Here is a 24,959-nt window from a genome sequence, read left to right on the forward strand (position 1 = left end):
CGTAAGGGTTCCTTGCATGATTTCTCATACAACATTATTACTTGATCGAAAATTGCAGAAACAGTTTACAACTGGTACATATAGCTAATAGATCATAAAATTATTTTAATATCAAATGGTCACCATACTTCCTTACCTTATACATAAAAGTCAATCCGGCTATACCAATAGAATCTAGCTTAATCAGAGAATCAACATATTGCTTACGAAATAGACGGTATTTTTTAGTCCAGCGCTTCCTTTTCCTTTCCTTGCTCCCTTGTATATGATAATCATCATACTGGATTGATTCGACTCGCCACCAGATAGCTTTAAAACGGTAGCTCACCTGTCGTATTGGATTTTTTAACTTGCTCACGAGCATAGGGCGGTTTACTACATTTTCCCGCGTATTCATGTTCTTCTTGTTCTTCATCCTGATACGTAGCCTTTTAATAGCCTGTTTGTCATTGGGAATGATAAGGTGAAAATGGGGCATCCACTTTTTAATATCTGTGTGATAATCCATTTCGAACCCACCAATCACCATTCCAGAGAAGCCACATTCATTTAACCAGCGACGAAGCCGTGCTATTAATGTATCGGGCTGCCATTGAAGCAATTGACTGTCACTAAGTGTATCCTGATAGAATATTAAGGTTAAGCCTCGCCAATTCTTCCGTTTCTTACATAAGCGAAGTACCTCCCCAATCATTTCCAGCCGGTGTAGTCTGAAGCATTCCGGACATGCCGCGCTCCCACAAGGCCCACCGAGCCAACAGTTTTCAAGCTTTATTGCTAATTTTAGATACTCCCTTTTATCCAGACGCCTCCCTATAGTTCGTAATGACGTTATACGCTTTAATCTTTCTTCGTAGACATCTTCGATAGTTTCGAATTTAGGCACCTGTCTTTTAATTTCTTTTGCGAACGCCTCGAGCTGAGGATTAACAGGGGGCTGCATCACCGCTTCGTTTATCTTCACTGACGGAATTTTCATTTAAGCGTTCCATCGTTGATAGGCTTACGACTAGAAATCCATCCCTCTATGTCTTCTTCAAGCCAGCCGACACTACGACCTTCCGGTGACAAGCGGAGCTGCGAGGGAAAGTGCCCCTTGGAAATTAAGCGATAAAGAGACGATCTTGAAATGCTACAACGGTGCAAAACATCATTAATTTTTAATACTCGTTTTATTGCCATGATTCCTCCTGAAATGTGATGGGAGTATCCTAAACCATGGTTTTTACGGGGTTCCGTAGGTAAAAAGTGAAAATTGAGTTCCCGTGCCAAAGCAATCGATTGCATTTTTAGCTTCAACATTTAGATCTAAAACGGGGTCTAAGAACCTAAAAAATTAACTAATTGATTTTTATAAACAACTATTTATAATTTTTTCCTAAAGCCGCTTGGTGCCTGATGCAGAGTATTCAGATAACCAGAATAAAGCATAAATCACCTTAAAAATTCACAAATCATCTTTAAAATGGATATTTTAATGACAAAGAAGCATTTAATACCAGTTTACCCTGAGCTGGGTGCGGATTCACTCAGAAAGCTGACAATGATTGCTTCACAGCATTATCCGGGCTGGGCAAAAGAAGAAAAAAGGAGTGGTGAACCGCTGAATATGACCATGAGTTACTGTATTGAGGTAGCCTATAACCTGCTGGAAAAGTCCCGCACAACCCTTCCACTTTATGATGCTTTACCCCCACCCAAAACGGTCAAAGCCCAGATCCTCTACGACATTTATCAACGCGTCACGACTCTAAAAGGCAACGGCAGCTCCACAGCACAGATGGTGTTGTACCTCAACCAGGCGCAATTTCCGACCCCAGATGACCTGTTCGCAGACAAACCACTGACAGCAGCAGCCCGAAAGCCATCACGCTGGGATAACCGCGATATTGATACAATTATCACCCGAGATGGGCAGCCCACCGATCTGCTGAGAGAACACCTGCAGGCACTGAATAAACGCGGGCAGCGCAAAAGAGCACCTGGTGCAAAAAGTGTACGTTAGATATACCCCTAAGCTTGCCTACATTTCTGGGTCATTAGGGTCAAAATTATTATTTATTAAACCTGACGCCGGTCCACTGTATTTCGTCATAAAACTATTGCTTTTCATCCCTGTTTTGCTTAAAAATTTATATTTAACAATTGAGAAGGAATTGAGCTTGAAACTGTTCGATAATTACTCACCCAAGCTAGTAGTAGTGACATTTGTATCATCCTTCATTTATCTGTTTGTTTTTTTCCTTTCACGATATTTTGAGCACCCATGGATTGTGGTATTAATTAATATCGCATATGCTTTTTTTGTATTAGGCACTGTTATTATGGAGAGAATGAGAAAAATATCCGGTGAGCACAATACCAAGCTACTAACCCTTGGCACTACAGTATCAGCGATAGCCGTTTCAATGCTGGATGCCATATTCACACTCGCAGATCACCCTATAGGGGGTAACAACACACTAATAATTTACTTTGTTATTGTTACTCTGCTCATCTTTTCGTTTATATTATTATTTGCACAACTAATACCCGTTAAATAGCTCTTAATATTTTAATAAACATTGGGGCTGAGCGACAATTCTTCGAAAACCACCGTACTAGGATAAACGTGATGTGGATGTACGCGTTATCCGCACCTGTTACACGTTTCTACTTGCGTCGTTCGGCTCCGGGTTCATTACAAACTGTGCTGGTTATTACCAGCATTTAAGCTGCTGACTGGCGCGTATTTTCATCCCCTCACCACGACAGTCATAGCCCGTTGTCGTGGAAATATCGCTGTGGCCTGCCAGCTGGCGGACGGTGTTGATATCCACGCCTTGCTCCAGCAAACGGGTGATGAAGGTACGCCGCATGTCATGTGGAGTAAAACGTGCTATGCCTGTCGTTTGCTGTAACTCAGCCAGGATACCCGTTAACCCGGTCGTAGTCAGCGGCTGGCTTGCGACCTTACCACTGCGATGAATTCGCCTGAACAACGCACTGTCAGCCTCATCTGCACTGACCTTTAGCCACGCGCGGATGGCTTTATCCACTGCATCCGCCACATGAATTTCGCGGTACTTTCGCCCTTTCCCTTGCCTCACTGTCAGGATGCCGTTGTCATAGTCCCGGCGCTCAAGTTTAGCCAGTTCCCCGGCTCGCAGGCCCGTTCCGCAAAGCGTCAGCACAATGGCGGTATCACGGCAGCGCCGCACCGGTTGCGGATGCTGTTTTGCAGCCTGAATCAGTGCCCGGATTTCCGGCCTGTCTAATGCCCTTCCCTTACGCTGGATATCGCCGTTCACGCGCTTCACTGACCGGATACGGGCCAGCGTTTCGGCGTTCATACTATTGAGGTTAAAGGCCGTCTGCGCCACGCCCCGGAGCGCTGACAGCGCCATGTTGACCGATGACACGGCGTAACCGTCATCCAGCAGTGCCGCACGTACTTTAGCGACGGCGGCGTAGTTAAGTTGTTCCCACGGGTAGTCTGCTGCATCCGTACCGCGTTTAAGTATGCTGGCGCTGCGGTTTAACAGGCTGGTGATACCTCTGCGCCCAGAAGGAGCCAGACCGCCAGTATACGCATCGAACACGGTGGTTTGCACCACCGGCACGACCTGACGCAACGCAGCCTTTCTCATGCGCCTAACCCGCAATAACGTACATTAAACCAGGTAACTTTGGGCATCACACCAGCCCCCGTTCAGCCATCGACACCGTTTCAGTTCCCGCCACGATAAAGTGGTCAAGCAACCGCACATCCAGCATTTCGAGCAGTTCCTGAAGCTTTTTGGTCAACTGGATGTCACAACGGCTGGGTTCAGGCTCGCCGCTGGGGTGGTTGTGGACAAGGATGACTGCGGCGGCATTATGTTTCAGTACACGCTTAATAACTTCACGGGGGTGAACGCTGACCGAGTTTAACGTACCCCTGAACAGGATTTCTCGGTGCAGCAGCTGATTCTGATTATCGAGCAGGATGATGCCAAACTCTTCATGTTCGAGCGGTGCCAGCTCAACCATTACGCACCGTCGCACATCATCAGGGGAGCAGAGTTGAACCCCACGCTGATAGTACCGGCTGATGATGTCACGCGCCTGGTCAAGGATACGGGTTTCACGCTGGGTAAACATGGTCATTTCAGAACTCCCGTTTAATGAAGTAAATGGCGTCTGGAAACAGCTGGCGGCGGGTTACGCCAGTACGCAGGGAGAAAGCTTTACGGGGCATGGTGGTTCGCCCGTTGCTGTCGAAGAAGCAGAGCATTTCTTCGTCCATTTTGACCAGAAGGGACCAGTGAAACTGGTCGCTGAGCATAATCAGGCGAGAGTGGTCAGTGACGTCAAGAAACCGCTGCATTTCCCTGAACAGCCGCCCGTCTGTTAACCCCCGAGTCCCTGCAAAGGGTCTGGTGATTTCAACCGGGAACTGGCGGCGGTAATGCCCTTTCTGCAACACCTGAGCTATTAACCAGTCTAAGCGGTCTTCTTCAATTCCTTCAGTCAGCCATTCATGCAAAGGCCAGCGCTGCTGATAAGTCTGAATAAGCCAGTTCATTAACGGGCGTCGTTTCACCCTGCCGTCATACAGCCAGCTCAGCATGTTAACCACGCAATAAGCACCGCAAAGACAATCCAGTTCGCCCTGTTGAGACGCACGTATCCCTCTGTCAGTCGTCACAGATAATTCCCCATAATGTAGTGATAGTTAGTGCGGCGGGATTAGCTTTCCCACAGGACGGTAATGGTGTAAACGTTCATGGCGTGATACTGAATAAAGTTGGATTGCCAGAGTTCAAACAACTCCCTTCCGGCGTTAACAGGCAGATCACCAATATGAGCAAGAAAAACATATTGCTGACTCCAGCTGATATCAATTTCCTTTTCCAGTTCGGGGTATACCGTCCCCATATAACTGAAGTCGGTGATGTAATCAAAATACCATTCGTCATTGCGAGAAATAAGCCGTATTTCGACAGGATGGTAACCGCCCTTTTCCGCGCTGTAACTCAGGTCTTTAAATAACAGACTAACGGCTGTAATTTTGGCTTTATGCGGCGGTGGATTTCCCGCTTCATTTAATATGATATTTATTAATTTCTGATCGACGGGCATAGCTAGCCCTTCCTGATGGACAATATTCATCAGTGACTTTCCTGCTCAACATATTCTGATAAGACGTTATGTCTGCACCAGCACAGGTGGGATTTAATCACCTAATAAATGGTAAGTGCATGACAACGTACTGACTGGGAAAAATATAGTTCATCAGCAATATCATTATATCAAAAATATACTTTCAATGCAAATAATAACAACAAGAAACCAATATGCAGTTCAGAAGTGAAATAACTGACAACAGATTTTTATTCATTATTAAGTGATGGCATACTTTCCATTCTGCCATGTCAGACGGGTCAGGATTCCGGGGTGGTTCCTTCTGTCTGGCATGGCGGAAAACTGACGCTATCACACCTTCCCGTTCAGCTTTTCAAACAGGCGATTACGCTCATCTTCAGGCAGTTTCATGATTTGTACCGCCAGTTCAGAAACATCAGGCCCCTGAGATATCAAATCGTCCTTTACCCGTTTCAGAGCCAGTTCCATCAGTTGCGACCGTGAAGAGGGTGACATATTGCGATATAGCTGTATCCAGAGACTAAGCTGGCGATCGCTGTCGGTGAGAGTAAACGCTTCACCCTTAGCCCTGCTTCTCTCATCGTCAAGCGACATTGAAGCTGCGCTGATATGGTAAACAACGCCTTTCCCGGCAGTCCTTTTACGACGTATTTCCGGGTGCAGGGATGCCAGCTTTTCCAGGCGCATTCTTGCACCGCGAGGTGTGCCCGGCATTCCCTCAATATGAGTGAATTCCTCTGCTGTCAGCCAGTCTTTAGCCTCTTCAACAGAAGCTTCAGGATGGGTCGGTATAGCCGATACTGATCTCTTACTGCTCATATAAATTTCACCAGATATCAATGCGTTAATATGAAAAACCACAAATAGATACCAAAAGAACTTGAAAGGTATCTTTTATTCGCATTTAATATCCATGTACTGATTCCATGGAGTTAATACTGTGCGTAACTCAACAGCATCGCAGAAAAAGCAGAGCAAAGGAAGTTCAGGGAACTGGCATCGTGCCGATATTGTGGCAGCACTTCACAAGCGAGGGTTAACGCTGGCGTCACTGTCACGCAGTCACGGCCTCGCGCCACGTACATTAAATAATGCCTTAGAGCGTCATTATCCCAGAGCTGAGCGCATTATTGCCGGGGCTCTGGATACCACACCAGAAACATTATGGCCGGAAAGGTATGCCCTTAAAAATGGACCTAATAGCAGGTAAAGGATGCAACCATGGCAACCACCATCACTGAAATAACGGAATGCTTTGAGTATTTTTTCAGTTCTCTTTATCGCAGGGAGTTCGTCAAAACACTGCGTCTGAACGAATGTAGCGAGCGGGAATTACTGCCTCTGGTACGTTGCTATTTGCTGGGTTGGTTTGCAGATAACGTCTCACCGGAAGTAAAAAGCAAACTGCCAGGAACTGTATCCGGGCACGGTTACATTGATTTTGTCATTGACGATGTGGCCGTTGAGTTTGCAGTACGTAAACCAACTGCGTCACGTTCCAATGTCTCCGCGACCGTCAACAGTACAGAAGTAAAGAAATTGATGAAGCACGACGGCAAAGCCTTGCTTGTGCTGTTTGACTTCTCAGACACGCCCTACTCAGAAGAACAGATCGAATCTTTCCGCAACTGGCCCTCTCTTGGTCGAGGGAATCATCGCAAGTCCGCATTCAACGTCGTTTATTTCTTTGTGGAAAAACGCAGACCGCTGGCACTGGGGAAAATCACTAAAAACATCCGTATCACTTAACAGGGAATTATTTAATGAACAGAAAACTGCTGGCCTTATTGATGGCAACCATAACGCTACCTGTCGCAGCAGCGCAGTACGTAAAGTCCGGAGCGGTTCTAACCCTGAATCCGGGAAAGGACAATGCTGAATTCAACATTAATGCCTCAACGGGGGATGGTTCGGGCGTATGCAATATGGAGGGGACAGCACAGCAAATAGCTGCTGGAGAAAACCAGATGCGTCGCTGGGTCTGGAATGACAAAACCAGCCAGTGTGTTGCAGTAATTAGTGAACTGAAAAACGGTAAGGCCAGCGTTATGACTCGTGGTTGCGAGGGATACTGCGGGGCTTCTGCGGCAGGTGCAATGGATGGCCTATTTAATAAGAAATAAAAGTATCATTAATTAACGAAGGAATCTTAGATGAAAAGAACAATGCTTCTGGTATTAATGGCGGCTGGTTTGTTGGCTGGCTGTGGTGAGAAAACGCCGAAATGCAGTAGTGATGATGCTAAAAATCTGGTCGTGGATATTGCCAGAAAGACAATCGAGAAAGGAATGACACTGGATAAGGATGTGCGGATTTCAGTTGAAAATGTCAGAACAATTAGCCATGAGTCAGGCCTTGATGTTTACCAGTGTGCGGCTGATTTAACGTTCACAAAACCTGATCTGAAAGACTCACTGCCAATCACCTACCGGATACAAAAAACAGATGAGGGCAGAGGCCAGTTTTATATAAATGTATCTGGGTTATAAAAGCATTCAACTCCAAAACACCAATATTCGTTTTGGAGGTAGATTTCACTGCTGCCGAGACTTAGTTAAAGTTTCGGCATCATGCTTCCCAAACCGCTTTTAAAGAAGAAGAGATATACGCAGAATATTTTTCATTAAATAGTTTTTCGTTTTCTCTTATTCTATTTAAATATGTTTTCATAGACATTGAATTTTGATGCGTTCTGTAGCCAAGTAAAATCTCGTAAAATGTAAATTTAGACTCACTCGAAAGCACTTCCATAAAAATCTCAAACTCTTCTATACTCATTGTAAAAAAGTACTTGTCAATACGTCTTCCTTGTTGCTCAATTTTCATTTCAACAGGATAAAACGGAATATTGTTCATTGTTACACACAAAAAAACATACATGGTTTTTTCGGAAAAAGCGGGGTCATATTCAGCTTTAATAATATTTGATATTGAAGCATGCATCTGTTTCCAAGGCTTTATTCGCAGCTTTTCGACATTTCTATCAAATGAAACATTTCCATCATCTTTATCAAGCATTGCGTTGAGAACCCGAGATGACTTACACTCAATAACGAGCATCGTATTATTTTCATGATGATAAATCATTGCATCTGGAGATTTTTTAGTACCTTTTTGATATGTGAACTCTGGAATAAAATTATATTCATTTCTGTAAGAACATGCTTTCTCGACTAAATTAGAAACATACGATTCGAAAGCGATGCCAAATTCTGTAATAAATTTCTCGCGAGAAGGAAGCGATTCAATTTTATAATACAGATTATTAAATAATAAATCCTCGGCAAATTTTCCGTCCAGAGGTATAATCATCTTATCATTAACCCTCAGAAACGGGTGATTTTTGAAAACATTAAAATTCTTATAAACGTTTTTATCATTCAGCATTTCCTTATAAAATGAGCTTTGCCTTTTTGATATTAAATCTAACACAATCTTTATTTTCTCATAATCCAAACCTTGAAAGATAGGATCATCACTCCCTAGCATCCACTTAGGAAGATAATATGGTTTAAAATAATCTATATCATCAAACCTTTGGTATCTATTAACAATAATAAAGACATGATATATATAGTCTCTTAATGATATTCCGTTTACTCGTTGAAATTCATCCTTGCATGTATTTAATGAGTTACTACTAATGAATATCATACTAGATCGGTAGAACTGCATAAAAAAATTATCGCGATACTGCGTAAATGAAATACCAGAAAACTCACTTTCAAATTTAAATCTTCGAGGATAATGATCATTAGAAGCAATCAAAGCCTTACAAACATTATTTAAAGCATTTTTATATTCCTTCACACCTCCTATTTGCAGTCTTTTAGAGAGAATATGCTTCCACAATACCAATCGTTCACTTCTAGCGGTAACTGAGACATAACCACCATGTTTAAGTTTATGCCTTTGCTTTTTATTTTCACATATATTATTAAAGACCCAATTAACTAGCTTCCTCCCCTCATTCTCCCTATATGATATTATTGAAAGCAATAAAATTTCATCTGGTGAGATTTTATTTCCAATCAAGTCATCAACACCCTCTACATTGCCTCCAAATACCCCCCCTGAAATCAAATACCCAGAATTAACTAAATCATCTAAAATATTCATTTTATTACCTTCATCCATACATAAAACCCGACATTATGTTCCATCTAAAACCATCAACAAACATCACCCCATAATATATTAACGCCCCCTATAAAATAACTTACATCCTTAATATTAATACAAATCAAATAATCATTATTTTAGACCTCAGTAATCGCATTTTTCATCCAAATAATCAGCCCACACCTGCAACCACTTCCGACACTCAGCGTCATACTTATACAAGTTATAAATCCCCTCAACACCACCGCGCGTATGCCCCAATATGGCCTCGGCTACCTCATTTGGACATTGCAAGCGGGATAATCCTGTCCGCACTGTACGACGCAGATCGTGTGGCGTCCAATGAGGTATATCAAGCATTTGACCGCTTTCACGTAAACGCCATGAGTTTTCAGTTAGATACTTCTGCTGGATTGGCTTCTTTGTGGCTTGCGAAGGGAATAGATATTTGTCAGAGGTAAGCCGTAGTACTTTGAGAAAGTCGATTGCCTGATCAGATAACTGTACGTAGCGCTCTATCCCTGTTTTAGTTTCTCGCAGATGAATAGTGCCTTTTTCAAGATCAACATCCTTCCATGCCATATTGCAGACTTCACCTGTACGACACCCGGTCCAGAGAGTCAGACGTAACACGTTTTTGATCGTTGGCGTATAAGCAGAACTCGGAAGCCACTTAAGGAATTTAGCAAGCTCGTCCTCACTCAGTACCCGTGTTCCACGTCCATTTGTGAGCTTGATTCTGGTCTGTCGTAAGCTGGATTTTGCTAACAACGCTGGATTCGCAAAACTGTCATCAAAGCGCCCAAGGCCAATTGCAAATTCATATGCGAGTGAAAGCTCCCTCAGTACATTCCCTGCCTGTACAGTTGCACCTCGAGCTACAATGCCATTGATTAAATTAATGACATCCTGGCGCGTAATCTCAGCAGCATTCCGGGTTCCTAAGCTTTTAACAGCGTCACCATAGAGAGTACGACGAACCTCAGCCTGCCCTTTCGGCTTTCTGGCACCGGGTATGATCTTTCCGTCCTTCGTTTTACGATCCTCAATACGTTCGGTAAGATACAGTTCAACTAATCCCTGTACGGTCAATTCAGGGATCTTAGCTTGTTCAGCTTCAATCGCACGCTGGAGCTTATCTTTTTTGAGTTCAGTCGCAGGGCACCGACCTTCCTGTCGGAGGAGCTTTAATTCGTGGAGTTTAAGACGTGCAGCGGCGAGAGAAGTCTGCGGGAAGTTACCAATTTTAACCTGAGCAAGCTTGCCAGTCAGAGGACTTGTGTAACGGTAGAAAAAAGACTTAACCCCAGTTGCACCACAGGAGATACGTAAGCCTCGATTTTCGCCTACATCAGCCTTATCTTTGTCGCCAGGCTTCATCATTTCTACCGCTTTAAACGAAAGTGGCTTTCCCTCTTGTTTTCCTGCCATAAAGACTCCGTTATCATGCACCTTATGCAGTCATGAACATAAATGTAGGTTGCGCTGTATGTGCCCATATTTTACCAAGCTATAGGTTGGCAAGCTACACTTTAACCTACATTTAAATGTAGGATTTCATGATATTCGATGAGACAACGTGAAACCTAATGATAACCATAAAAACCACTAACTCATTAAAAATTAAGAAAATGGACATCATAAGCCGATGAGTACAATAGAAAATTTAGACTCGCACACCCCAATGATGCAGCAGTATCTGAAGCAGAAGGCACAGCATCCGGAAATCCTGCTGTTCTATCGTATGGGCGATTTTTACGAGCTGTTTTATGACGATGCCAAACGCGCATCGCAGCTGCTCGACATCTCGCTGACCAAACGTGGCGCATCGGCTGGTGAACCCATTCCAATGGCCGGTATTCCGCACCACGCGGTAGAAAACTACCTGGCGAAACTGGTGAATCAGGGTGAGTCTGTCGCCATCTGCGAACAGATCGGCGACCCCGCGACCTCAAAAGGTCCGGTGGAACGCAAGGTCGTGCGCATCGTCACGCCGGGCACCATCAGTGATGAAGCCCTGCTTCAGGAGCGCCAGGATAACCTGCTGGCCGCGCTCTGGCAGGACGGCAAAGGGTTTGGCTACGCGACGCTGGACATCAGTTCCGGGCGTTTTCGTCTGAGTGAACCGGCCGATCGTGAAACGATGGCTGCCGAACTGCAGCGCACCAACCCGGCAGAACTGCTCTATGCCGAAGATTTCGCCGAAATGGCGCTGATTGAAGGTCGTCGCGGGCTGCGCCGCCGTCCGCTGTGGGAATTCGAAATTGATACCGCGCGCCAGCAGCTGAATCTGCAGTTTGGCACCCGCGATCTGATTGGCTTTGGCGTTGAAAATGCCCCGCGCGGGCTGTGTGCGGCAGGTTGCCTCCTGCAGTACGTAAAAGATACCCAGCGCACCGCCCTGCCGCATATCCGCTCTATCACCATGGAGCGCCAGCAGGACAGCATCATCATGGATGCCGCCACGCGCCGTAACCTGGAGATCACCCAGAACCTGGCGGGCGGCGTAGAAAATACGCTCGCGTCGGTCCTCGACAGTACGGTCACGCCAATGGGCAGCCGTATGCTGAAACGCTGGCTGCATATGCCGATTCGCGATACCGCTACGCTGGTTTGCCGTCAGCAGACGATTGCCGCCCTGCAGGATCGCTATACCGAGCTGCAGCCGGTCCTGCGTCAGGTGGGCGATCTGGAACGTATCCTGGCCCGTCTGGCGCTGCGCACGGCGCGACCGCGCGATCTGGCGCGGATGCGTCATGCTTTCCAGCAGCTGCCGGAACTGCGTGCGCAGCTGAGCGACGTTGACAGCGCGCCGGTACAGAAACTCCGCGAAACCATGGGCGAATTTACCGAACTCCGCGAGCTGCTTGAACGCGCCATTATTGATGCGCCTCCGGTTCTCGTGCGTGATGGCGGCGTGATTGCCCCGGGCTACAACGAGGAGCTGGACGAATGGCGCGCGCTGGCCGACGGCGCGACGGACTACCTTGATAAGCTGGAAATCCGCGAGCGCGAGCGTCTTGGGCTCGACACCCTGAAGGTAGGGTATAACGCGGTTCACGGTTACTACATTCAAATCAGCCGCGGGCAGAGCCACCTGGCGCCGATTCACTACGTGCGCCGCCAGACGTTGAAAAACGCTGAACGCTACATCATTCCCGAGCTGAAAGAGTACGAGGACAAAGTTCTCACCTCGAAAGGCAAAGCGTTGGCGCTGGAAAAACAGCTCTATGAAGAGCTGTTTGACATGCTGATGCCGCACCTGGCCGACCTGCAGCTGAGCGCCAGCGCGCTGGCGGAACTGGACGTGCTGGTGAATCTGGCAGAGCGCGCGGAAACGCTGAACTACACCTGCCCGACCTTTACCGACAAGCCCGGCATTCGCATCACTGAAGGCCGTCACCCGGTGGTCGAGCGGGTGCTGAACGAACCGTTCATCGCCAACCCGCTGAGCCTGTCGCCCCAGCGAAGAATGCTGATCATTACCGGTCCGAACATGGGCGGTAAGAGTACCTATATGCGTCAGACGGCGCTGATTGCCCTGCTTGCCTATATCGGCAGCTACGTTCCGGCGCAAAACGTGGAGATTGGCCCCATCGACCGTATCTTTACCCGCGTCGGGGCTGCGGACGATCTGGCGAGCGGCCGCTCAACCTTCATGGTCGAAATGACTGAAACGGCTAACATTCTGCATAACGCGACGGAGCACAGCCTGGTGCTGATGGACGAAGTCGGACGCGGAACGTCAACCTACGATGGTCTGTCGCTGGCCTGGGCCTGTGCGGAAAGCCTCGCGAATAAAATCAAGGCCATGACGCTGTTCGCCACCCACTACTTCGAGCTGACGCAGTTGCCGGAGAAAATGGAAGGCGTGGCTAACGTCCACCTTGATGCACTGGAGCATGGCGACACCATCGCCTTTATGCACACGGTGCAGGATGGCGCGGCAAGCAAGAGCTATGGTCTGGCCGTTGCGGCGCTGGCCGGTGTACCGAAAGAGGTGATCAAGCGCGCGCGTCAGAAACTGCGTGAGCTGGAAAGCCTGTCACCGAATGCGGCGGCGACGCAGATCGATGGTACGCAGATGTCGCTTCTGGTGCCAGCGGAAGAGACATCGCCTGCCGTGGAAGCGCTGGAGAATCTCGATCCGGATTCCCTGACGCCGCGTCAGGCGCTGGAGTGGATTTATCGGTTGAAGAGTCTGGTTTAGTTTTCTGCGGTCTTTGCCCGGTGGCGCTGCGCTTACCGGGCCTACGAGTTTTGTAGGCCGGGTAAGGCGAAGCCGCACCCGGCAAAACAGACCGCACGACGTTATCGCCCGGTAAGCGCAGCGCCACCGGGCTTTTTTTTAGAGCAGCGGCGGGATTGTCGGCACCTGTGGCGCCTCGTCAATATCCTTCTGCGTCATGCGGAACGCTTCCGGGTAGTGCTCGCGGCTGGTACGACGCAGCGGTTCGGTATCGCGCCAGGTATACAGGCAATGCTGGCACTGGTAAACGGTCCAGACCCCTTTCACCGGTGACGTCGCCATCACTTCAATATGCTCATCGGCACAACGTGGACAAATCATCTTTTCCTCCTTATTGGCGTGCAGCCAGCATCGCGGTCAGTTTTTCAGCCCAGGCTTTGGTTTCGGGAAGATCCTGAACCGGCTGGCTATAGTGGCCCCGGGTGTCCGGTGCGACAGGCGTGGTCGCATCAATAATCAGTTTGTCGGTAATGCCCGCCGGACTGGATCCCGGATCGAGTTCAAGCACCGACATGTTCGGCAGCTGCACCAGATCGCCTGCCGGGTTGACCTTCGATGACAGCGCCCACATCACCTGCGGAAGGTTGAACGGGTCGACATCCTCATCCACCATGATCACCATCTTCACGTATCCCAGGCCGTGCGGCGTGGTCATGGCGCGCAAGCCAACCGCGCGGGCGAAGCCGCCGTAACGCTTTTTGGTGGAGATGATCGCCAGCAGACCGTGGGTGTACATCGCGTTTACCGCCTGCACTTCCGGGAACTCCGCTTTCAGCTGCTGGTAGAGCGGCACGCAGGTGGCCGGCCCCATCAGATAATCAATCTCGGTCCACGGCATGCCGAGGTAAAGGGATTCGAAAATCGGTTTGGTGCGGTAAGAAACTTTGTCGATACGCACAACCGTCATGTTACGGCCACCGGAGTAGTGGCCGGTAAACTCGCCGAACGGCCCTTCAATTTCGCGCTTACGGCCTTCAATCACCCCTTCCAGGATCACTTCAGAACCCCACGGCACGTCGAAGCCGGTCAGCGGCGCGGTGGCAATCGGGTACGGGCTTTCACGGAGCGCACCGGCCATTTCATATTCCGACTGATCGTATTTCAGCGGCGTCGCGCCCATCAGGGTGATGATCGGGTCGTTGCCCAGCGTAATCGCAATCGGCAGGTCTTCGCCGCGCTCTTCCGCTTTGTGCAGATGCAGGGCGATATCGTGCATCGGCACCGGCTGCAGGCCGAGCTTGCGCTTGCCCTTCACTTCCATGCGGTAGATGCCAACGTTCTGCTTGCCGAAGTTATCCGGGTCGAGCGGATCGCGCGAGACAACGCACGCTTTGTCGAGATAAAAACCACCGTCCCCGTCGTTCAGGCGGAACAGCGGCAGGATGTCGAACAGGTTAATGTCTTCACCGTCCACCGTATTCTGCGCCCAGGCCGGGTTGGCGCGGCGCTCTGGCGCAATCGGGAATTTATCCCAGCGGCGAATAAACTCGTCGATCTGCTTTTTCACCGGCGTGTTCGCAGGCAGCCCCATCGAAATAGCGTGATTTTGCCAGGAGCCGATGGTGTTCATCACCACGCGGGCATCGGTAAAGCCGCGAATGTTGTCGAACCACAGCGCGGGTGCGCCGTCACCGATGCGGCCGGTCGCGTTGGCTGCCGCCGCCAGATCCGGCTCGGCGTTTACCTCTTCCTCAATTTTCAGCAGTTGCCCTTGCTCATCGAGCGCCTGCAGGAAGCTTCTCAGATCATCAAATGCCATCTTTATTCTCCTGTGAAAAATGTTTCGCCTCCCGCAACCCGTTCCAGCGGCGCGCCTTTTTATGCTCCAGGCCAAACTGGTCGAGCACGCGGGTCACAATATGCTGGGTAATGTCATCGGCGGTTTGCGGGTGGTTGTAGTACGCAGGCATGGGCGGCACCATCGCCACGCCCATGCGGGAGAGCGCCAGCATGTTCTCCAGATGAATGGTGCTGAGCGGCGTTTCACGGGGCACCAGCACCAGCTTACGCCCCTCTTTCAGCACCACATCCGCCGCACGGCCCACCAGCCCTTCGGCATAGCCCGCGCGGATCCCGGCCAGCGTTTTCATGCTGCAGGGAATGACGATCATGCCGTCGGTACGAAACGAGCCGGAGGAGATGGTGGCGGCCTGGTCAGCCGGGCTGTGGACGACGTCAGCCAGGGCAGCAACGTCCTGGGCGGTGTAAGGCGTTTCCAGCTCAATGGTGGTTTTTGCCCACTTCGACATCACCAGATGCGTCTCTACTTCCGGCATTTCCCGCAGCGCCTGCAGCAGCGCCACGCCCAGCGGAGCACCCGTCGCCCCCGTCATTCCCACGATCAATCTCATTCATCACCTCAATCAATTTGTTCGTGTACGAACATTGTGGGTAAACTACTCCCGGATTGTTTTTCTGACAAGATTGTTCGTACACGATCACACAAAATGCTAAAAAATGCCGCATTATCATCCTGGACTTTAGCGGCTATCATAGGGGGTGATTTTTTCTGTCGGAGTGTTCATGGAACTAAGACAAGAGGCGTTCCACCTGTTACGTCAGCTTTTTCAACAGCATACCGCGAAGTGGCAACATGCCCTGCCGGAACTGACCAAGCCGCAGTATGCGGTGATGCGCTCGATTGCCGAGCATCCGGGCATTGAACAGGTGGCATTGACTGAAGTCGCGGTCAGCACGAAAGCGACCCTGGCGGAAATGCTGAGCCGCATGGAGGCGCGCGGGCTGGTCAAACGCGAGCACGACCCTGCGGATAAGCGCCGTCGCTTTGTCTTCCTCACGCCAGAAGGTGAGGCCCTGCTTGCAGACTGTAAGCCGGTAGGCAATGAGGTTGATGAGGCCTTTTTAGGACGCCTTAACAAGGCCGAGCGGGAGCAGTTCTCTGCGCTCATCAAAAAGATGATGCACGATTAACTCACGCTGGTGCGCATAAAATCGATAAAGGTGCGTACTTTTGCGGGCACATGCCGGGCATCAGGATAGACCGCATAGATCCCCTGCCGCGCAAAGGTATACTCCGGTAAAATCGTCACCAGCGTTCCCGCATCAAGCGCATCGCGCACCAGCCATTCCGGCAGTAACGCCACCCCACCGCCTGCGAGCGCAAAAGCCATAAGGGCCTGAGCGCTGTCGGCAAACAAACGCGGCGCCTTTTTTATCTCCAGCACGTCAGGCGCACCGCGGGCATCTTTCACCTGCCAGCGCAGCGGCGAGGCTAAGCGCTCGTGGATAATCCAGTCGGCCTGCGCCAGCTGCGCAAGCGATTCGATCGGGTTTCCCGCAAGCCACTCGGGCGTCGCGACGGGGAGAATAGAAAAGTGAGAAATCAGTGCGGCGTGGTTGCGCGAATCAACAAGCGTTCCCAGCCGGATGGCCACGTCAAAGCGCTCCGAGATAAGGTCTGCGTGCAGTGACGACGAAACATGTCGGACGCGAAGATCCGTGTGCTGCTGGCTAAACCTGGCCAGCAGCGGCACCACGACCCGGGCGCCATATTCAGGCGTGGTCGTGATCCGCAGTTCGCCGGTGAGCCCCGCATGGTTCGCACGGACATCATCCTGCAGCCGTTCGGCCTCCTTCAGAAGCGCCACGCTGCGCTGATGAAAAAGCACGCCCGCCTCGGTTAGCGTCAGGCGGCGGGTGGAGCGCAGCAGCAGCGTAACGCCCAGCTCATCTTCAAGCTGGCGGATATTGAAGCTAATCACCGCTTTTGTCAGCCCCATCGCCTCGGCGGCCGCCGTAAAACTGCCGGTGTCGGCCACCGCGACAAACATCTGCGTCCGCTGCAGGTTAATCATCATCACACCCTTTACTGTCAAAATATTTTTGACAGTATATCGCGCTTTGTCAGGTTTATCCGTGCTTCCCGGATCGATACGATACGCCACCTCACCGGAGGATCCAACATGACGTATCGCAGCCAAGTTGCCGTTGTCTATCTGCTGGGCTTTTTTCTTGATTTGATCAACATGTTTATTGCCAGCGTCGCCTTTCCGGCGATGGCTCACGCCTTTAACACCACGCCTTCGGCCCTTACCTGGGTCAGTAACGGCTACATTGCCGGCCTGACGCTGGCGATCCCGTTCAGCAGCCTGCTCTCGCGCCGCATTGGGCCAAAGCGCGTGATCCTGCTCTCGCTTTTTCTGTTCAGCGCAGCCTCCGCAGCGGCGGGCCTGTCTGCAACGCTTGAAAGTCTGATTGCCTGGCGAGTGCTTCAGGGCGTGGGAGGAGGCTTACTGATCCCCGTCGGACAGGCGCTGACCTGGCAACAGTTCAGGCCTCAGGAGCGTGCGAAGCTCTCCTCGGCGGTGATGCTGGTCGCGCTGCTTGCCCCGGCCTGCTCCCCGGCTATCGGGGGACTGCTGGTACAGACGCTAAGCTGGCGATGGATATTTTTCGCCACGCTACCGGTGGCTATCGTGACCTTTGTTCTGGCCTGCCTGTGGCTTAAACACGAAATGCCTGCGATGAACGCGGCCAGACTGCTAAACCTGTCATTGCTCGCGGACCCGCTTTTGCGTTTTTCCATGCTTGTGTATATCTGCGTACCCGGCGTATTTATTGGGGTGAACGTCACGGGCATGTTTTATCTTCAGAACGTGGCGAACATGAGCCCAGCCGCTACGGGCATGCTCATGCTGCCGTGGTCTGTGGCATCGTTTATCGCCATCACGGCAACGGGACGTTATTTTAACCGTATCGGCCCCCGACCCCTGATCGTCATCGGCTGCCTGCTGCAGGCGACGGGCATTCTGCTTTTGATTGACGTCAGTTCGGCTACGCTGTTGCTTGCCGTCGCGTTTGCCCTGATGGGCGCCGGGGGAAGCCTGTGCAGCAGCACGGCTCAGAGCAGCGCGTTTCTGACAACGCGCCGGGACGAGATGCCGGATGCCAGCGCGCTGTGGAATCTCAATCGTCAATTGAGCTTTTTTGCCGGTGCCCTGCTGCTGGCGCAGGTGCTGAACCTGGCGCAGGCGTGGCTGACGCCACACGCCGCCTGGCACGGGATGTTTATTTTTGCCGCAGGCATGACCTTGCTGCCGGTACCGTACGTTTTTCGTCTTAACAATACGCAGGTGCTAAACCCGCTGCGACAGGAGAATTCATGACGCCTTTCGAACACGACATTATCGACCTCCACATTGCGCTTGAAGCATGGTTAGGCAAAGGTGAAGGCGAGGCCGACGCCCTGCTCGCCCGTTTCCGTCGCGATTTTCTGATGATCCCGCCGGGCGGTGTGCAGGTCGACTATAACGGCCTGGCCAGTTTTCTGGAAAAACAGCGCGGAAGCCGTCCCGGGCTGAAAATCGTCATTGACGAATTAACCACGATCCAGAGCGGCGAACGGGGTGCAGTGCTTCACTACCGGGAGACGCAAACCCGGCCAGACCTGCCCGTTAACGTGCGCTGGTCAACCGCGGTGCTTAATCAGGAAGGTGACAAAATAACCTGGCGTCTGCTGCACGAGACGGCGACGCAGCCGTAACACAAAAGAAAAAGGCCCGTCTCACGACGGGCCTTTTTTGACGAAAGGTTGCTTATTCGCGGAACAGCGCTTCGATATTCAGACCTTGCCCCTGCAGGATTTCACGCAGGCGACGCAGACCTTCAACCTGAATCTGACGAACACGTTCACGGGTCAGGCCAATTTCGCGGCCGACGTCTTCCAGTGTCGCAGCTTCATACCCCAGTAAACCGAAGCGACGCGCCAGCACTTCACGCTGTTTGGCGTTCAATTCGAACAGCCATTTGACGATGCTCTGTTTCATGTCATCGTCCTGCGTGGTGTCTTCCGGACCGTTATCTTTTTCATCGGCCAGGATGTCCAGCAGCGCTTTTTCGGAGTCGCCACCCAGCGGGGTGTCAACGGAGGTAATGCGCTCGTTGAGACGCAGCATACGGCTTACGTCATCAACCGGTTTATCGAGTTGTTCGGCAATTTCTTCTGCGCTTGGCTCGTGGTCCAGCTTATGGGACAACTCGCGCGCGGTACGCAGATACACGTTCAACTCTTTGACGATGTGAATCGGCAGGCGAATCGTACGGGTCTGGTTCATAATAGCCCGTTCGATGGTCTGACGAATCCACCAGGTCGCGTAGGTTGAGAAACGGAACCCGCGTTCCGGGTCAAACTTCTCAACTGCGCGGATGAGACCTAAGTTGCCCTCTTCAATCAGATCCAGCAGAGCCAGACCACGATTGCCGTAACGGCGGGCAATTTTCACGACCAGTCGCAGGTTACTTTCAATCATGCGACGACGCGAGGCCACATCACCACGCAAAGCACGACGTGCGAAATAGACTTCTTCTTCGGCCGTTAGCAGTGGGGAGTAACCAATCTCCCCAAGGTAAAGCTGAGTCGCGTCCAGTACACGCTGTGTGGCGCCCTGCGATAACAGCTCTTCTTCAGCCAAATCGTTATCACTGGGTTCCTCTTCTACTAAGGCTTTTTCGTCAAAAGCCTCTACTCCGTTCTCATCAAATTCCGCGTCTTCATTTAAATCATGAACTTTCAGCGTATTCTGACTCATAAGGTGGCTCCTACCCGTGATCCCTGAACGAGACACCCTGGCTGGCATGCCCCGTCAAATTATCGCTGCGGCAAGTACTGCAGCGGGTTTACGGATTTCCCCTTGTAACGAATTTCAAAATGCAAGCGTGTAGAACTGGTTCCGGTGCTACCCATGGTAGCGATTTTTTGCCCCGCCTTAACTTCTTGTTGTTCCCGGACCAGCATTGTGTCGTTATGGGCGTAGGCACTCAGGTAATCATCGTTGTGTTTGATGATGATAAGATTACCGTAACCGCGCAGAGCGTTACCGGCATACACAACGCGTCCATCTGCGGTCGCGATGATAGCCTGTCCTTTACTCCCTGCGATATCGATCCCTTTATTTCCCCCTTCGGAAGAAGAGAAGTTCTCGATAACCTTGCCGTCAGTCGGCCAGCGCCATGCAGAAATCGGCGAACTGGAGGTCATACTGCTGGCAGTCGGTTCAGTAGAGCTAACCACAGGTGCCGTAACCGGTGCTGTGACAGCAGTCGCAGTCCCTTTATTATTCGGCAACATTTTGTTAGCAGTCTGATCACCTGAATCCTCAGAATACGTAATTACAGGTTGTGAAGCAACCACCGTGGTGGATTTTTGTGCAGGCTTAACGCTGTTATTTTGAGCCGTCACATCGGCCGCTGAAACCGTGTTGCCAGGCGTAAGCGGCGTACCCGTCGCGTTGCCCACCTGGAGCGTTTGCCCGACTTCCAGACCATATGGGGCCTGGACGTTGTTGCGCTGCGCGAGGTCACGGAAATCGTTCCCGGTGATCCACGCAATGTAGAACAGCGTATCGCCGCGTTTCACGGTATAGGTGCTGCCACCGGTGTAGCTGCCTTTCGGAATGTTCCCATACTGGCGGTTATAGACTATGCGGCCGTTTTGGGTCTGAACAGGCTGTTCAACTGGCTGAACCTGCATTGGCTGTGTAACAGGATGTTGCACAGGCTGGATTTGTGGTGTTTGCTGCGGCGCAGCTGTTCCCATTTTAGGTGGCGGCGTGATTAACATTCCGCTGGACGTGTTACCGGAGCCGCTGTTTCCGCCGACGGAACTGACGGGCGCAGGTGCGTTGTTAGAACTTGTACAGCCTGCCAGCCAGAGCGAAACCAGTGATAATGCCGCAACACGGCTGATGGTGAATTTAGGGCTTCCCGCGCTCATTTATCCCCCAGGAATGTGTTAACTACCAGTGACTTAAAATTTACCGTGATGGCACGAATCTTTCGCGCCACACCATACGCTGAATTTGCCTTAATAACCCTGGATAATTCCGAGTCTCAGGCCAACTCCCCCTTCACCAGAGGCACAAAGCGCACGGCTTCCACGGTGTCGATAATAAACTCGCCGCCGCGCCGACGAACGCGCTTCAACAGCTGCTGCTCGTCCCCGACAGGCAGAACCAGAATGCCCCCCTCATCCAGCTGCGACAACAGGGCTGCTGGAATTTCTGGCGGGGCCGCCGTCACGATGATCGCGTCAAACGGGGCACGAGCCTTCCAACCCTGCCATCCATCACCGTGTCGTGTCGAAACATTATGTAAATCAAGTTGTTTCAGGCGACGACGCGCCTGCCACTGTAAACCTTTGATCCGCTCAACGGAGCATACGTGATGAACGAGATGCGCCAGGATCGCGGTCTGATACCCCGACCCGGTGCCAATCTCCAGCACGCGGGAGTCGGGCGTCAGCTCCAGCAGCTCCGTCATGCGAGCTACCATGTAAGGCTGCGAAATCGTCTGGCCCTGCCCGATGGGCAGCGCCACGTTTTCCCACGCTTTGTGTTCAAACGCCTCGTCTACAAATTTCTCACGCGGAACCAGGGCGAGCGCTTCAAGCACGTGCTCGTCGCGGATCCCCTGCGCGCGTAGTTGTTCCAGAAGAGTTTGTACACGTTTGTTTACCATTGCGCGTTCACTCCTGCGCGATCCAGCCAGCCCGACACCACATCATGCGCGCTATACGCGGTTAAATCTACGTGCAGCGGGGTAACCGAAACATAGCCTTCCTCCACGGCGGCAAAGTCGGTATCCGGACCCGCATCGCACTTATCGCCGGGAGGGCCGATCCAGTAAAGCGTGTTGCCGCGCGGATCCTGCTGCGGGATCACCTGATCGGCAGGATGTCGACTCCCGCAACGGGTGACGCGGATGCCTTTAATTTCATCGAGAGGAAGATCCGGCACGTTGATGTTGAGGATGCGCCCGGTACGCAACGGCTCGCGGCCGAGCGCCCGCAGGATCGAACAGGTCACCGCGGCGGCCGTGTCGTAGTGCGTGTAGCCGTTCAACGAGACCGCCAGCGCCGGGAACCCCAGATGGCGGCCTTCCATTGCGGCCGCCACGGTGCCGGAGTAAATCACGTCATCGCCGAGGTTAGGCCCGGCGTTAATGCCGGAGACGACGATATCCGGACGCGGCCGCATCAGCGCGTTCACGCCCAGAAAAACACAGTCGGTTGGCGTGCCCATCTGTACGGCAATATCGCCATTTTCAAAGGTAAAGGTGCGAAGCGACGACTCCAGCGTCAGCGAGTTAGACGCTCCACTGCGGTTACGATCGGGCGCCACAACCTGCACATCCGCAAACTCACGGAGGTGTTTCGCCAGGGTCTGAATGCCTGGCGCGTGGATCCCGTCATCGTTACTCAGCAATATTCGCATAATCACCCGAGGTGTTGATAAGTTCCCTGACAACACTGGTGGCAAAGCTGCCTGCCGGCAGCCAGAAGCGTAACTCGACGGTCACGTCATCCCACCAGTTCCAGCTTAACTGCTGCGGATAGAGCAGCATCGCGCGGCGTGCCGCGTCGACTTTTTCCCGCACCAGCAAGGACTGCAATTCTGGCGCATCCGCCACGGCTGACTGCTCGGCGGCCAGGGCCTCCCCCTGGGTTCCCCAGTCGCCCGTACCGGGCAACGCGGCGGTGATCAGCAGCCCTTTTGCGTCCACGCGCGACTGGACATCGGCCATCTCTTCGGCCGTTGCCACAAACCAGCTTCCGCGTCCCGCTAATTGTAGCGCATCGCCAACAACAACTTGATTCGCGTCCGGTTTTTTCAGCCTTTCGCTCACAATCTGATTAAACAACGCACTGCGGGCCGCCGACAACCAAAAACTGCGTTTATTCCTGTCACGCACCGGCGCGTCGCTTTGCGCCCAGCGCAGTGCGCCCTGCAGGTTGCTGCCGCCGATGCCAAAGCGCTGCGCGCCAAAGTAGTTCGGTACGCCGCGGTCGCTGATGGCATTCAGGCGTTTTTCAACGTCTTCACGGTCAGTCACTTCGCGCAGCACCAGCGTAAACGCGTTGCCTTTTAACGCGCCCAGACGCAGTTTGCGCTTGTGGCGGGCATATTCCAGTACCTTACAGCCCTCAAGCTCAAATTTGCTTAAATCAGGCATCGCATTGCCGGGAACGCGCGCGCAGAGCCACTGTTCCGTGACGGCGTGTTTATCTTTCTGCCCGGCAAAGCTCACCTCACGGGCATGAATTTTGAGGAATTTTGCCAGCGCGTCGGCCACAAAGCGGGTATTGCAGCCATTTTTCAGAATACGCACCAGGATATGTTCGCCTTCGCCATCCGGCTCAAAGCCCAGATCCTCCACCACGAGGAAATCTTCAGGGCTGGCTTTCAGCACCCCGTTACCCTGCGGTTTACCGTGCAGGTATGTCAGGTTGTCGAAATCTGTCATTTGCTCGCCTTCACCAGCAGCGCCACGGCTTCACAGGCAATGCCTTCGCCGCGACCGGTAAAGCCCAGCTTCTCGGTCGTCGTCGCTTTCACGTTCACGTCGTCCATATGGCAGCCCAGATCTTCTGCAATAAATACGCGCATCTGCGGAATGTGCGGCAGCATTTTTGGGGCCTGAGCGATAATCGTCACGTCGACGTTGCCAAGGGTGTAGCCTTTCGCCTGGATGCGGCGCCACGCTTCGCGCAGCAGTTCACGGCTGTCCGCCCCTTTAAACGCCGGATCGGTGTCCGGGAACAGCTTGCCGATATCACCCAGTGCGGCCGCGCCCAGCAGCGCGTCGGTCAGCGCATGCAGCGCCACGTCGCCATCAGAATGCGCCAGCAGCCCTTTTTCATAAGGAATGCGCACGCCGCCAATGATAATTGGGCCTTCGCCGCCAAAGGCGTGTACATCAAAACCGTGTCCAATTCGCATTATGCCTTCTCCTGATGGGTCGAACGGGTAAGATAAAATTCCGCGAGCTGTAAATCTTCCGGACGCGTCACTTTAATATTATCAGCACGTCCTTCAACAAGCTCAGGGTGGAAACCGCAGTACTCCAGCGCAGAGGCTTCGTCCGTGATGGTCGCACCTTCGTTAAGCGCGCGCGTTAAGCAATCGTGGAGCAGTTCGCGGGGGAAAAATTGCGGCGTCAGCGCGTGCCAAAGATCGACGCGATCGACGGTGTGGGCGATAGCCCGTTTGCCCGGCTCGGCACGCTTCATGGTGTCGCGCACGGGAGCGGCCAGAATGCCGCCCACTTTGCTGGTTTCGCTCAATGCCAGCAGGCGAGCGAGATCGTCCTGATGCAGGCACGGACGCGCCGCGTCATGGACCAGCACCCACGGCGCGTTACCGGCCGCCTGAATGCCTGCCAGCACGGAATCGGCGCGCTCGGCACCGCCATCGACAACGGTAATCTGTGGATGATTTGCCAGCGGGAGCTGCGCGAAGCGCTCATCGCCGGGGCTGATAGCGATGATCGCCCGCGTCACCCGCGGGTGCGCCAGCAGCGCCGCCACGGCGTGCTCGAGGATCGTTTTATCGCCAATAGAGAGGTATTGCTTGGGACATTCTGTCTGCATGCGCCGGCCAAAACCTGCGGCCGGCACCACGGCGCATACGTCCGAAAAAGTTACTGCCATGTCGTAATCCTGGGC

The 24,959-nt window shown here is 51.9% G+C and carries 29 protein-coding genes; 9 read left to right on the plus strand and 20 right to left on the minus strand.

Features of this window, described 5'->3' with window-relative positions; all coding sequences use genetic code 11:
* Positions 1-100: 100 nt before the first annotated feature.
* Together ACEPLT_RS17895 and ACEPLT_RS17900 are read right to left on the minus strand one after the other, a co-directional pair.
* Positions 101-979 (minus strand): hypothetical protein, encoded by an 879-nt coding sequence (locus tag ACEPLT_RS17895; RefSeq protein ID WP_000701351.1) that lies wholly within the window; start codon positions 977-979, stop codon positions 101-103.
* Positions 976-1,182, minus strand: coding sequence for a helix-turn-helix transcriptional regulator (locus ACEPLT_RS17900; protein WP_024135708.1), 207 nt, complete (start codon positions 1,180-1,182; stop codon positions 976-978). The genes ACEPLT_RS17895 and ACEPLT_RS17900 overlap by 4 nt, the downstream gene beginning before the upstream one ends.
* Positions 1,183-1,477: 295 nt before the next feature.
* Between ACEPLT_RS17900 and ACEPLT_RS17905 the strand changes: the two genes are divergently transcribed.
* Positions 1,478-2,005, plus strand: coding sequence for a hypothetical protein (locus tag ACEPLT_RS17905; protein ID WP_000162159.1), 528 nt, complete (start codon positions 1,478-1,480; stop codon positions 2,003-2,005).
* A 694-nt stretch (positions 2,006-2,699) separates the two neighbouring features.
* On the opposite strand, the gene ACEPLT_RS17910 is transcribed toward ACEPLT_RS17905, so the two are convergent.
* The 5 genes from ACEPLT_RS17910 to ACEPLT_RS17930 form a co-directional block, all read right to left on the minus strand.
* A complete protein-coding gene (locus ACEPLT_RS17910; protein WP_001223957.1) occupies positions 2,700-3,629 on the minus strand; it encodes a tyrosine-type recombinase/integrase in 930 nt (309 codons plus the stop codon).
* 46 nt (positions 3,630-3,675) lie between these two features.
* Positions 3,676-4,128: a RadC family protein gene (gene radC / locus ACEPLT_RS17915; RefSeq protein WP_000177772.1), complete on the minus strand. Its 453-nt coding sequence runs from the start codon at positions 4,126-4,128 to the stop codon at positions 3,676-3,678.
* A 1-nt stretch (position 4,129) separates the two neighbouring features.
* Positions 4,130-4,591 (minus strand): hypothetical protein, encoded by a 462-nt coding sequence (locus tag ACEPLT_RS17920; protein WP_447088381.1) that lies wholly within the window; start codon positions 4,589-4,591, stop codon positions 4,130-4,132.
* 119 nt (positions 4,592-4,710) lie between these two features.
* Positions 4,711-5,103 (minus strand): DUF2787 family protein, encoded by a 393-nt coding sequence (locus tag ACEPLT_RS17925; RefSeq protein WP_077906665.1) that lies wholly within the window; start codon positions 5,101-5,103, stop codon positions 4,711-4,713.
* 354 nt (positions 5,104-5,457) lie between these two features.
* Entirely contained in the window at positions 5,458-5,946 is a 489-nt protein-coding gene (locus tag ACEPLT_RS17930; RefSeq protein ID WP_000095785.1) for a hypothetical protein, read from the minus strand.
* Between the two features lie 121 nt (positions 5,947-6,067).
* Here ACEPLT_RS17930 and ACEPLT_RS17935 point away from each other — a divergent pair, with 121 nt between their 5' ends.
* Genes ACEPLT_RS17935 through ACEPLT_RS17950 form a run of 4 tightly spaced genes read left to right on the plus strand, consistent with a single transcriptional unit; the run spans position 6,068 to position 7,616 of the window.
* Positions 6,068-6,337, plus strand: a complete 270-nt coding sequence (locus tag ACEPLT_RS17935) for a helix-turn-helix domain-containing protein (protein WP_001669504.1) — start codon at positions 6,068-6,070, stop codon at positions 6,335-6,337.
* Positions 6,338-6,348: 11 nt separating this feature from the next.
* On the plus strand, positions 6,349-6,876 hold the full coding sequence (locus ACEPLT_RS17940; RefSeq protein WP_000246194.1) for a hypothetical protein: 528 nt from the start codon (positions 6,349-6,351) through the stop codon (positions 6,874-6,876).
* A 14-nt stretch (positions 6,877-6,890) separates the two neighbouring features.
* Entirely contained in the window at positions 6,891-7,250 is a 360-nt protein-coding gene (locus tag ACEPLT_RS17945; RefSeq protein WP_001080420.1) for a hypothetical protein, read from the plus strand.
* Between the two features lie 30 nt (positions 7,251-7,280).
* Positions 7,281-7,616, plus strand: coding sequence for a hypothetical protein (locus tag ACEPLT_RS17950; RefSeq protein WP_000831713.1), 336 nt, complete (start codon positions 7,281-7,283; stop codon positions 7,614-7,616).
* Positions 7,617-7,695: 79 nt separating this feature from the next.
* Here the strand turns inward: ACEPLT_RS17950 and ACEPLT_RS17955 are convergent, their stop codons facing one another.
* Both ACEPLT_RS17955 and ACEPLT_RS17960 read right to left on the minus strand, forming a co-directional pair.
* Positions 7,696-9,246: a hypothetical protein gene (locus ACEPLT_RS17955; protein ID WP_447088301.1), complete on the minus strand. Its 1,551-nt coding sequence runs from the start codon at positions 9,244-9,246 to the stop codon at positions 7,696-7,698.
* A 147-nt stretch (positions 9,247-9,393) separates the two neighbouring features.
* Positions 9,394-10,680 carry a tyrosine-type recombinase/integrase gene (locus tag ACEPLT_RS17960; protein ID WP_106926094.1) on the minus strand — a complete coding sequence of 429 codons (1,287 nt, stop codon included), beginning with the start codon at positions 10,678-10,680 and terminating at the stop codon, positions 9,394-9,396.
* Between the two features lie 217 nt (positions 10,681-10,897).
* On the opposite strand from ACEPLT_RS17960, the gene mutS reads away from it, so the two are divergent.
* On the plus strand, positions 10,898-13,459 hold the full coding sequence (gene mutS / locus ACEPLT_RS17965) for a DNA mismatch repair protein MutS (RefSeq protein WP_447088302.1): 2,562 nt from the start codon (positions 10,898-10,900) through the stop codon (positions 13,457-13,459).
* A gap of 138 nt (positions 13,460-13,597) precedes the next feature.
* Here the strand turns inward: mutS and ACEPLT_RS17970 are convergent, their stop codons facing one another.
* From ACEPLT_RS17970 to ACEPLT_RS17980, 3 genes are read right to left on the minus strand one after another with little or no spacing between them, the layout of a single operon-like run.
* On the minus strand, positions 13,598-13,819 hold the full coding sequence (locus ACEPLT_RS17970) for a non-oxidative hydroxyarylic acid decarboxylases subunit D (protein WP_003862116.1): 222 nt from the start codon (positions 13,817-13,819) through the stop codon (positions 13,598-13,600).
* Positions 13,820-13,829: 10 nt separating this feature from the next.
* Positions 13,830-15,257, minus strand: a complete 1,428-nt coding sequence (locus ACEPLT_RS17975) for a non-oxidative hydroxyarylic acid decarboxylases subunit C (RefSeq protein ID WP_008499594.1) — start codon at positions 15,255-15,257, stop codon at positions 13,830-13,832.
* Positions 15,247-15,849, minus strand: coding sequence for a non-oxidative hydroxyarylic acid decarboxylases subunit B (locus tag ACEPLT_RS17980; protein ID WP_008499595.1), 603 nt, complete (start codon positions 15,847-15,849; stop codon positions 15,247-15,249). The genes ACEPLT_RS17975 and ACEPLT_RS17980 overlap by 11 nt, the downstream gene beginning before the upstream one ends.
* 172 nt (positions 15,850-16,021) lie before the next feature.
* On the opposite strand from ACEPLT_RS17980, the gene ACEPLT_RS17985 reads away from it, so the two are divergent.
* Entirely contained in the window at positions 16,022-16,429 is a 408-nt protein-coding gene (locus ACEPLT_RS17985) for a MarR family winged helix-turn-helix transcriptional regulator (protein ID WP_008499596.1), read from the plus strand.
* On the opposite strand, the gene ACEPLT_RS17990 is transcribed toward ACEPLT_RS17985, so the two are convergent.
* Complete coding sequence (locus ACEPLT_RS17990) at positions 16,426-17,313, minus strand: LysR family transcriptional regulator (protein ID WP_232927405.1); 888 nt, start codon at positions 17,311-17,313, stop codon at positions 16,426-16,428. The two genes, ACEPLT_RS17985 and ACEPLT_RS17990, sit on opposite strands and share 4 nt — an antisense overlap.
* A gap of 108 nt (positions 17,314-17,421) precedes the next feature.
* Here ACEPLT_RS17990 and ACEPLT_RS17995 point away from each other — a divergent pair, with 108 nt between their 5' ends.
* Both ACEPLT_RS17995 and ACEPLT_RS18000 read left to right on the plus strand, forming a co-directional pair.
* Positions 17,422-18,624 carry an MFS transporter gene (locus ACEPLT_RS17995; RefSeq protein ID WP_232927406.1) on the plus strand — a complete coding sequence of 401 codons (1,203 nt, stop codon included), beginning with the start codon at positions 17,422-17,424 and terminating at the stop codon, positions 18,622-18,624.
* Positions 18,621-19,001, plus strand: a complete 381-nt coding sequence (locus ACEPLT_RS18000; RefSeq protein WP_032675421.1) for a DUF4440 domain-containing protein — start codon at positions 18,621-18,623, stop codon at positions 18,999-19,001. The genes ACEPLT_RS17995 and ACEPLT_RS18000 overlap by 4 nt, the downstream gene beginning before the upstream one ends.
* 52 nt (positions 19,002-19,053) lie before the next feature.
* Here the strand turns inward: ACEPLT_RS18000 and rpoS are convergent, their stop codons facing one another.
* The 7 genes from rpoS to ispD form a co-directional block, all read right to left on the minus strand.
* Positions 19,054-20,046: an RNA polymerase sigma factor RpoS gene (gene rpoS, locus ACEPLT_RS18005; RefSeq protein ID WP_008499600.1), complete on the minus strand. Its 993-nt coding sequence runs from the start codon at positions 20,044-20,046 to the stop codon at positions 19,054-19,056.
* A 59-nt stretch (positions 20,047-20,105) separates the two neighbouring features.
* Positions 20,106-21,230 carry a murein hydrolase activator NlpD gene (nlpD, locus tag ACEPLT_RS18010; RefSeq protein ID WP_008499601.1) on the minus strand — a complete coding sequence of 375 codons (1,125 nt, stop codon included), beginning with the start codon at positions 21,228-21,230 and terminating at the stop codon, positions 20,106-20,108.
* A 116-nt stretch (positions 21,231-21,346) separates the two neighbouring features.
* The gene (locus ACEPLT_RS18015; RefSeq protein ID WP_008499604.1) at positions 21,347-21,973 is read right to left on the minus strand and encodes a protein-L-isoaspartate(D-aspartate) O-methyltransferase; all 627 of its coding nucleotides are present in this window, start codon (positions 21,971-21,973) and stop codon (positions 21,347-21,349) included.
* The gene (surE, locus tag ACEPLT_RS18020) at positions 21,967-22,728 is read right to left on the minus strand and encodes a 5'/3'-nucleotidase SurE (RefSeq protein ID WP_021241911.1); all 762 of its coding nucleotides are present in this window, start codon (positions 22,726-22,728) and stop codon (positions 21,967-21,969) included. The genes ACEPLT_RS18015 and surE overlap by 7 nt, the downstream gene beginning before the upstream one ends.
* Complete coding sequence (gene truD, locus ACEPLT_RS18025) at positions 22,709-23,758, minus strand: tRNA pseudouridine(13) synthase TruD (protein ID WP_023616746.1); 1,050 nt, start codon at positions 23,756-23,758, stop codon at positions 22,709-22,711. The genes surE and truD overlap by 20 nt, the downstream gene beginning before the upstream one ends.
* Positions 23,755-24,234 (minus strand): 2-C-methyl-D-erythritol 2,4-cyclodiphosphate synthase, encoded by a 480-nt coding sequence (ispF, locus tag ACEPLT_RS18030; RefSeq protein ID WP_008499607.1) that lies wholly within the window; start codon positions 24,232-24,234, stop codon positions 23,755-23,757. Before ispF ends, truD begins: the two co-directional genes overlap by 4 nt.
* Entirely contained in the window at positions 24,234-24,944 is a 711-nt protein-coding gene (gene ispD / locus ACEPLT_RS18035) for a 2-C-methyl-D-erythritol 4-phosphate cytidylyltransferase (protein WP_023344811.1), read from the minus strand. Before ispD ends, ispF begins: the two co-directional genes overlap by 1 nt.
* Positions 24,945-24,959: the final 15 nt, after the last annotated feature.

The sequence above is a fragment of the Enterobacter sp. fkY84-1 genome (assembly GCF_052974705.1).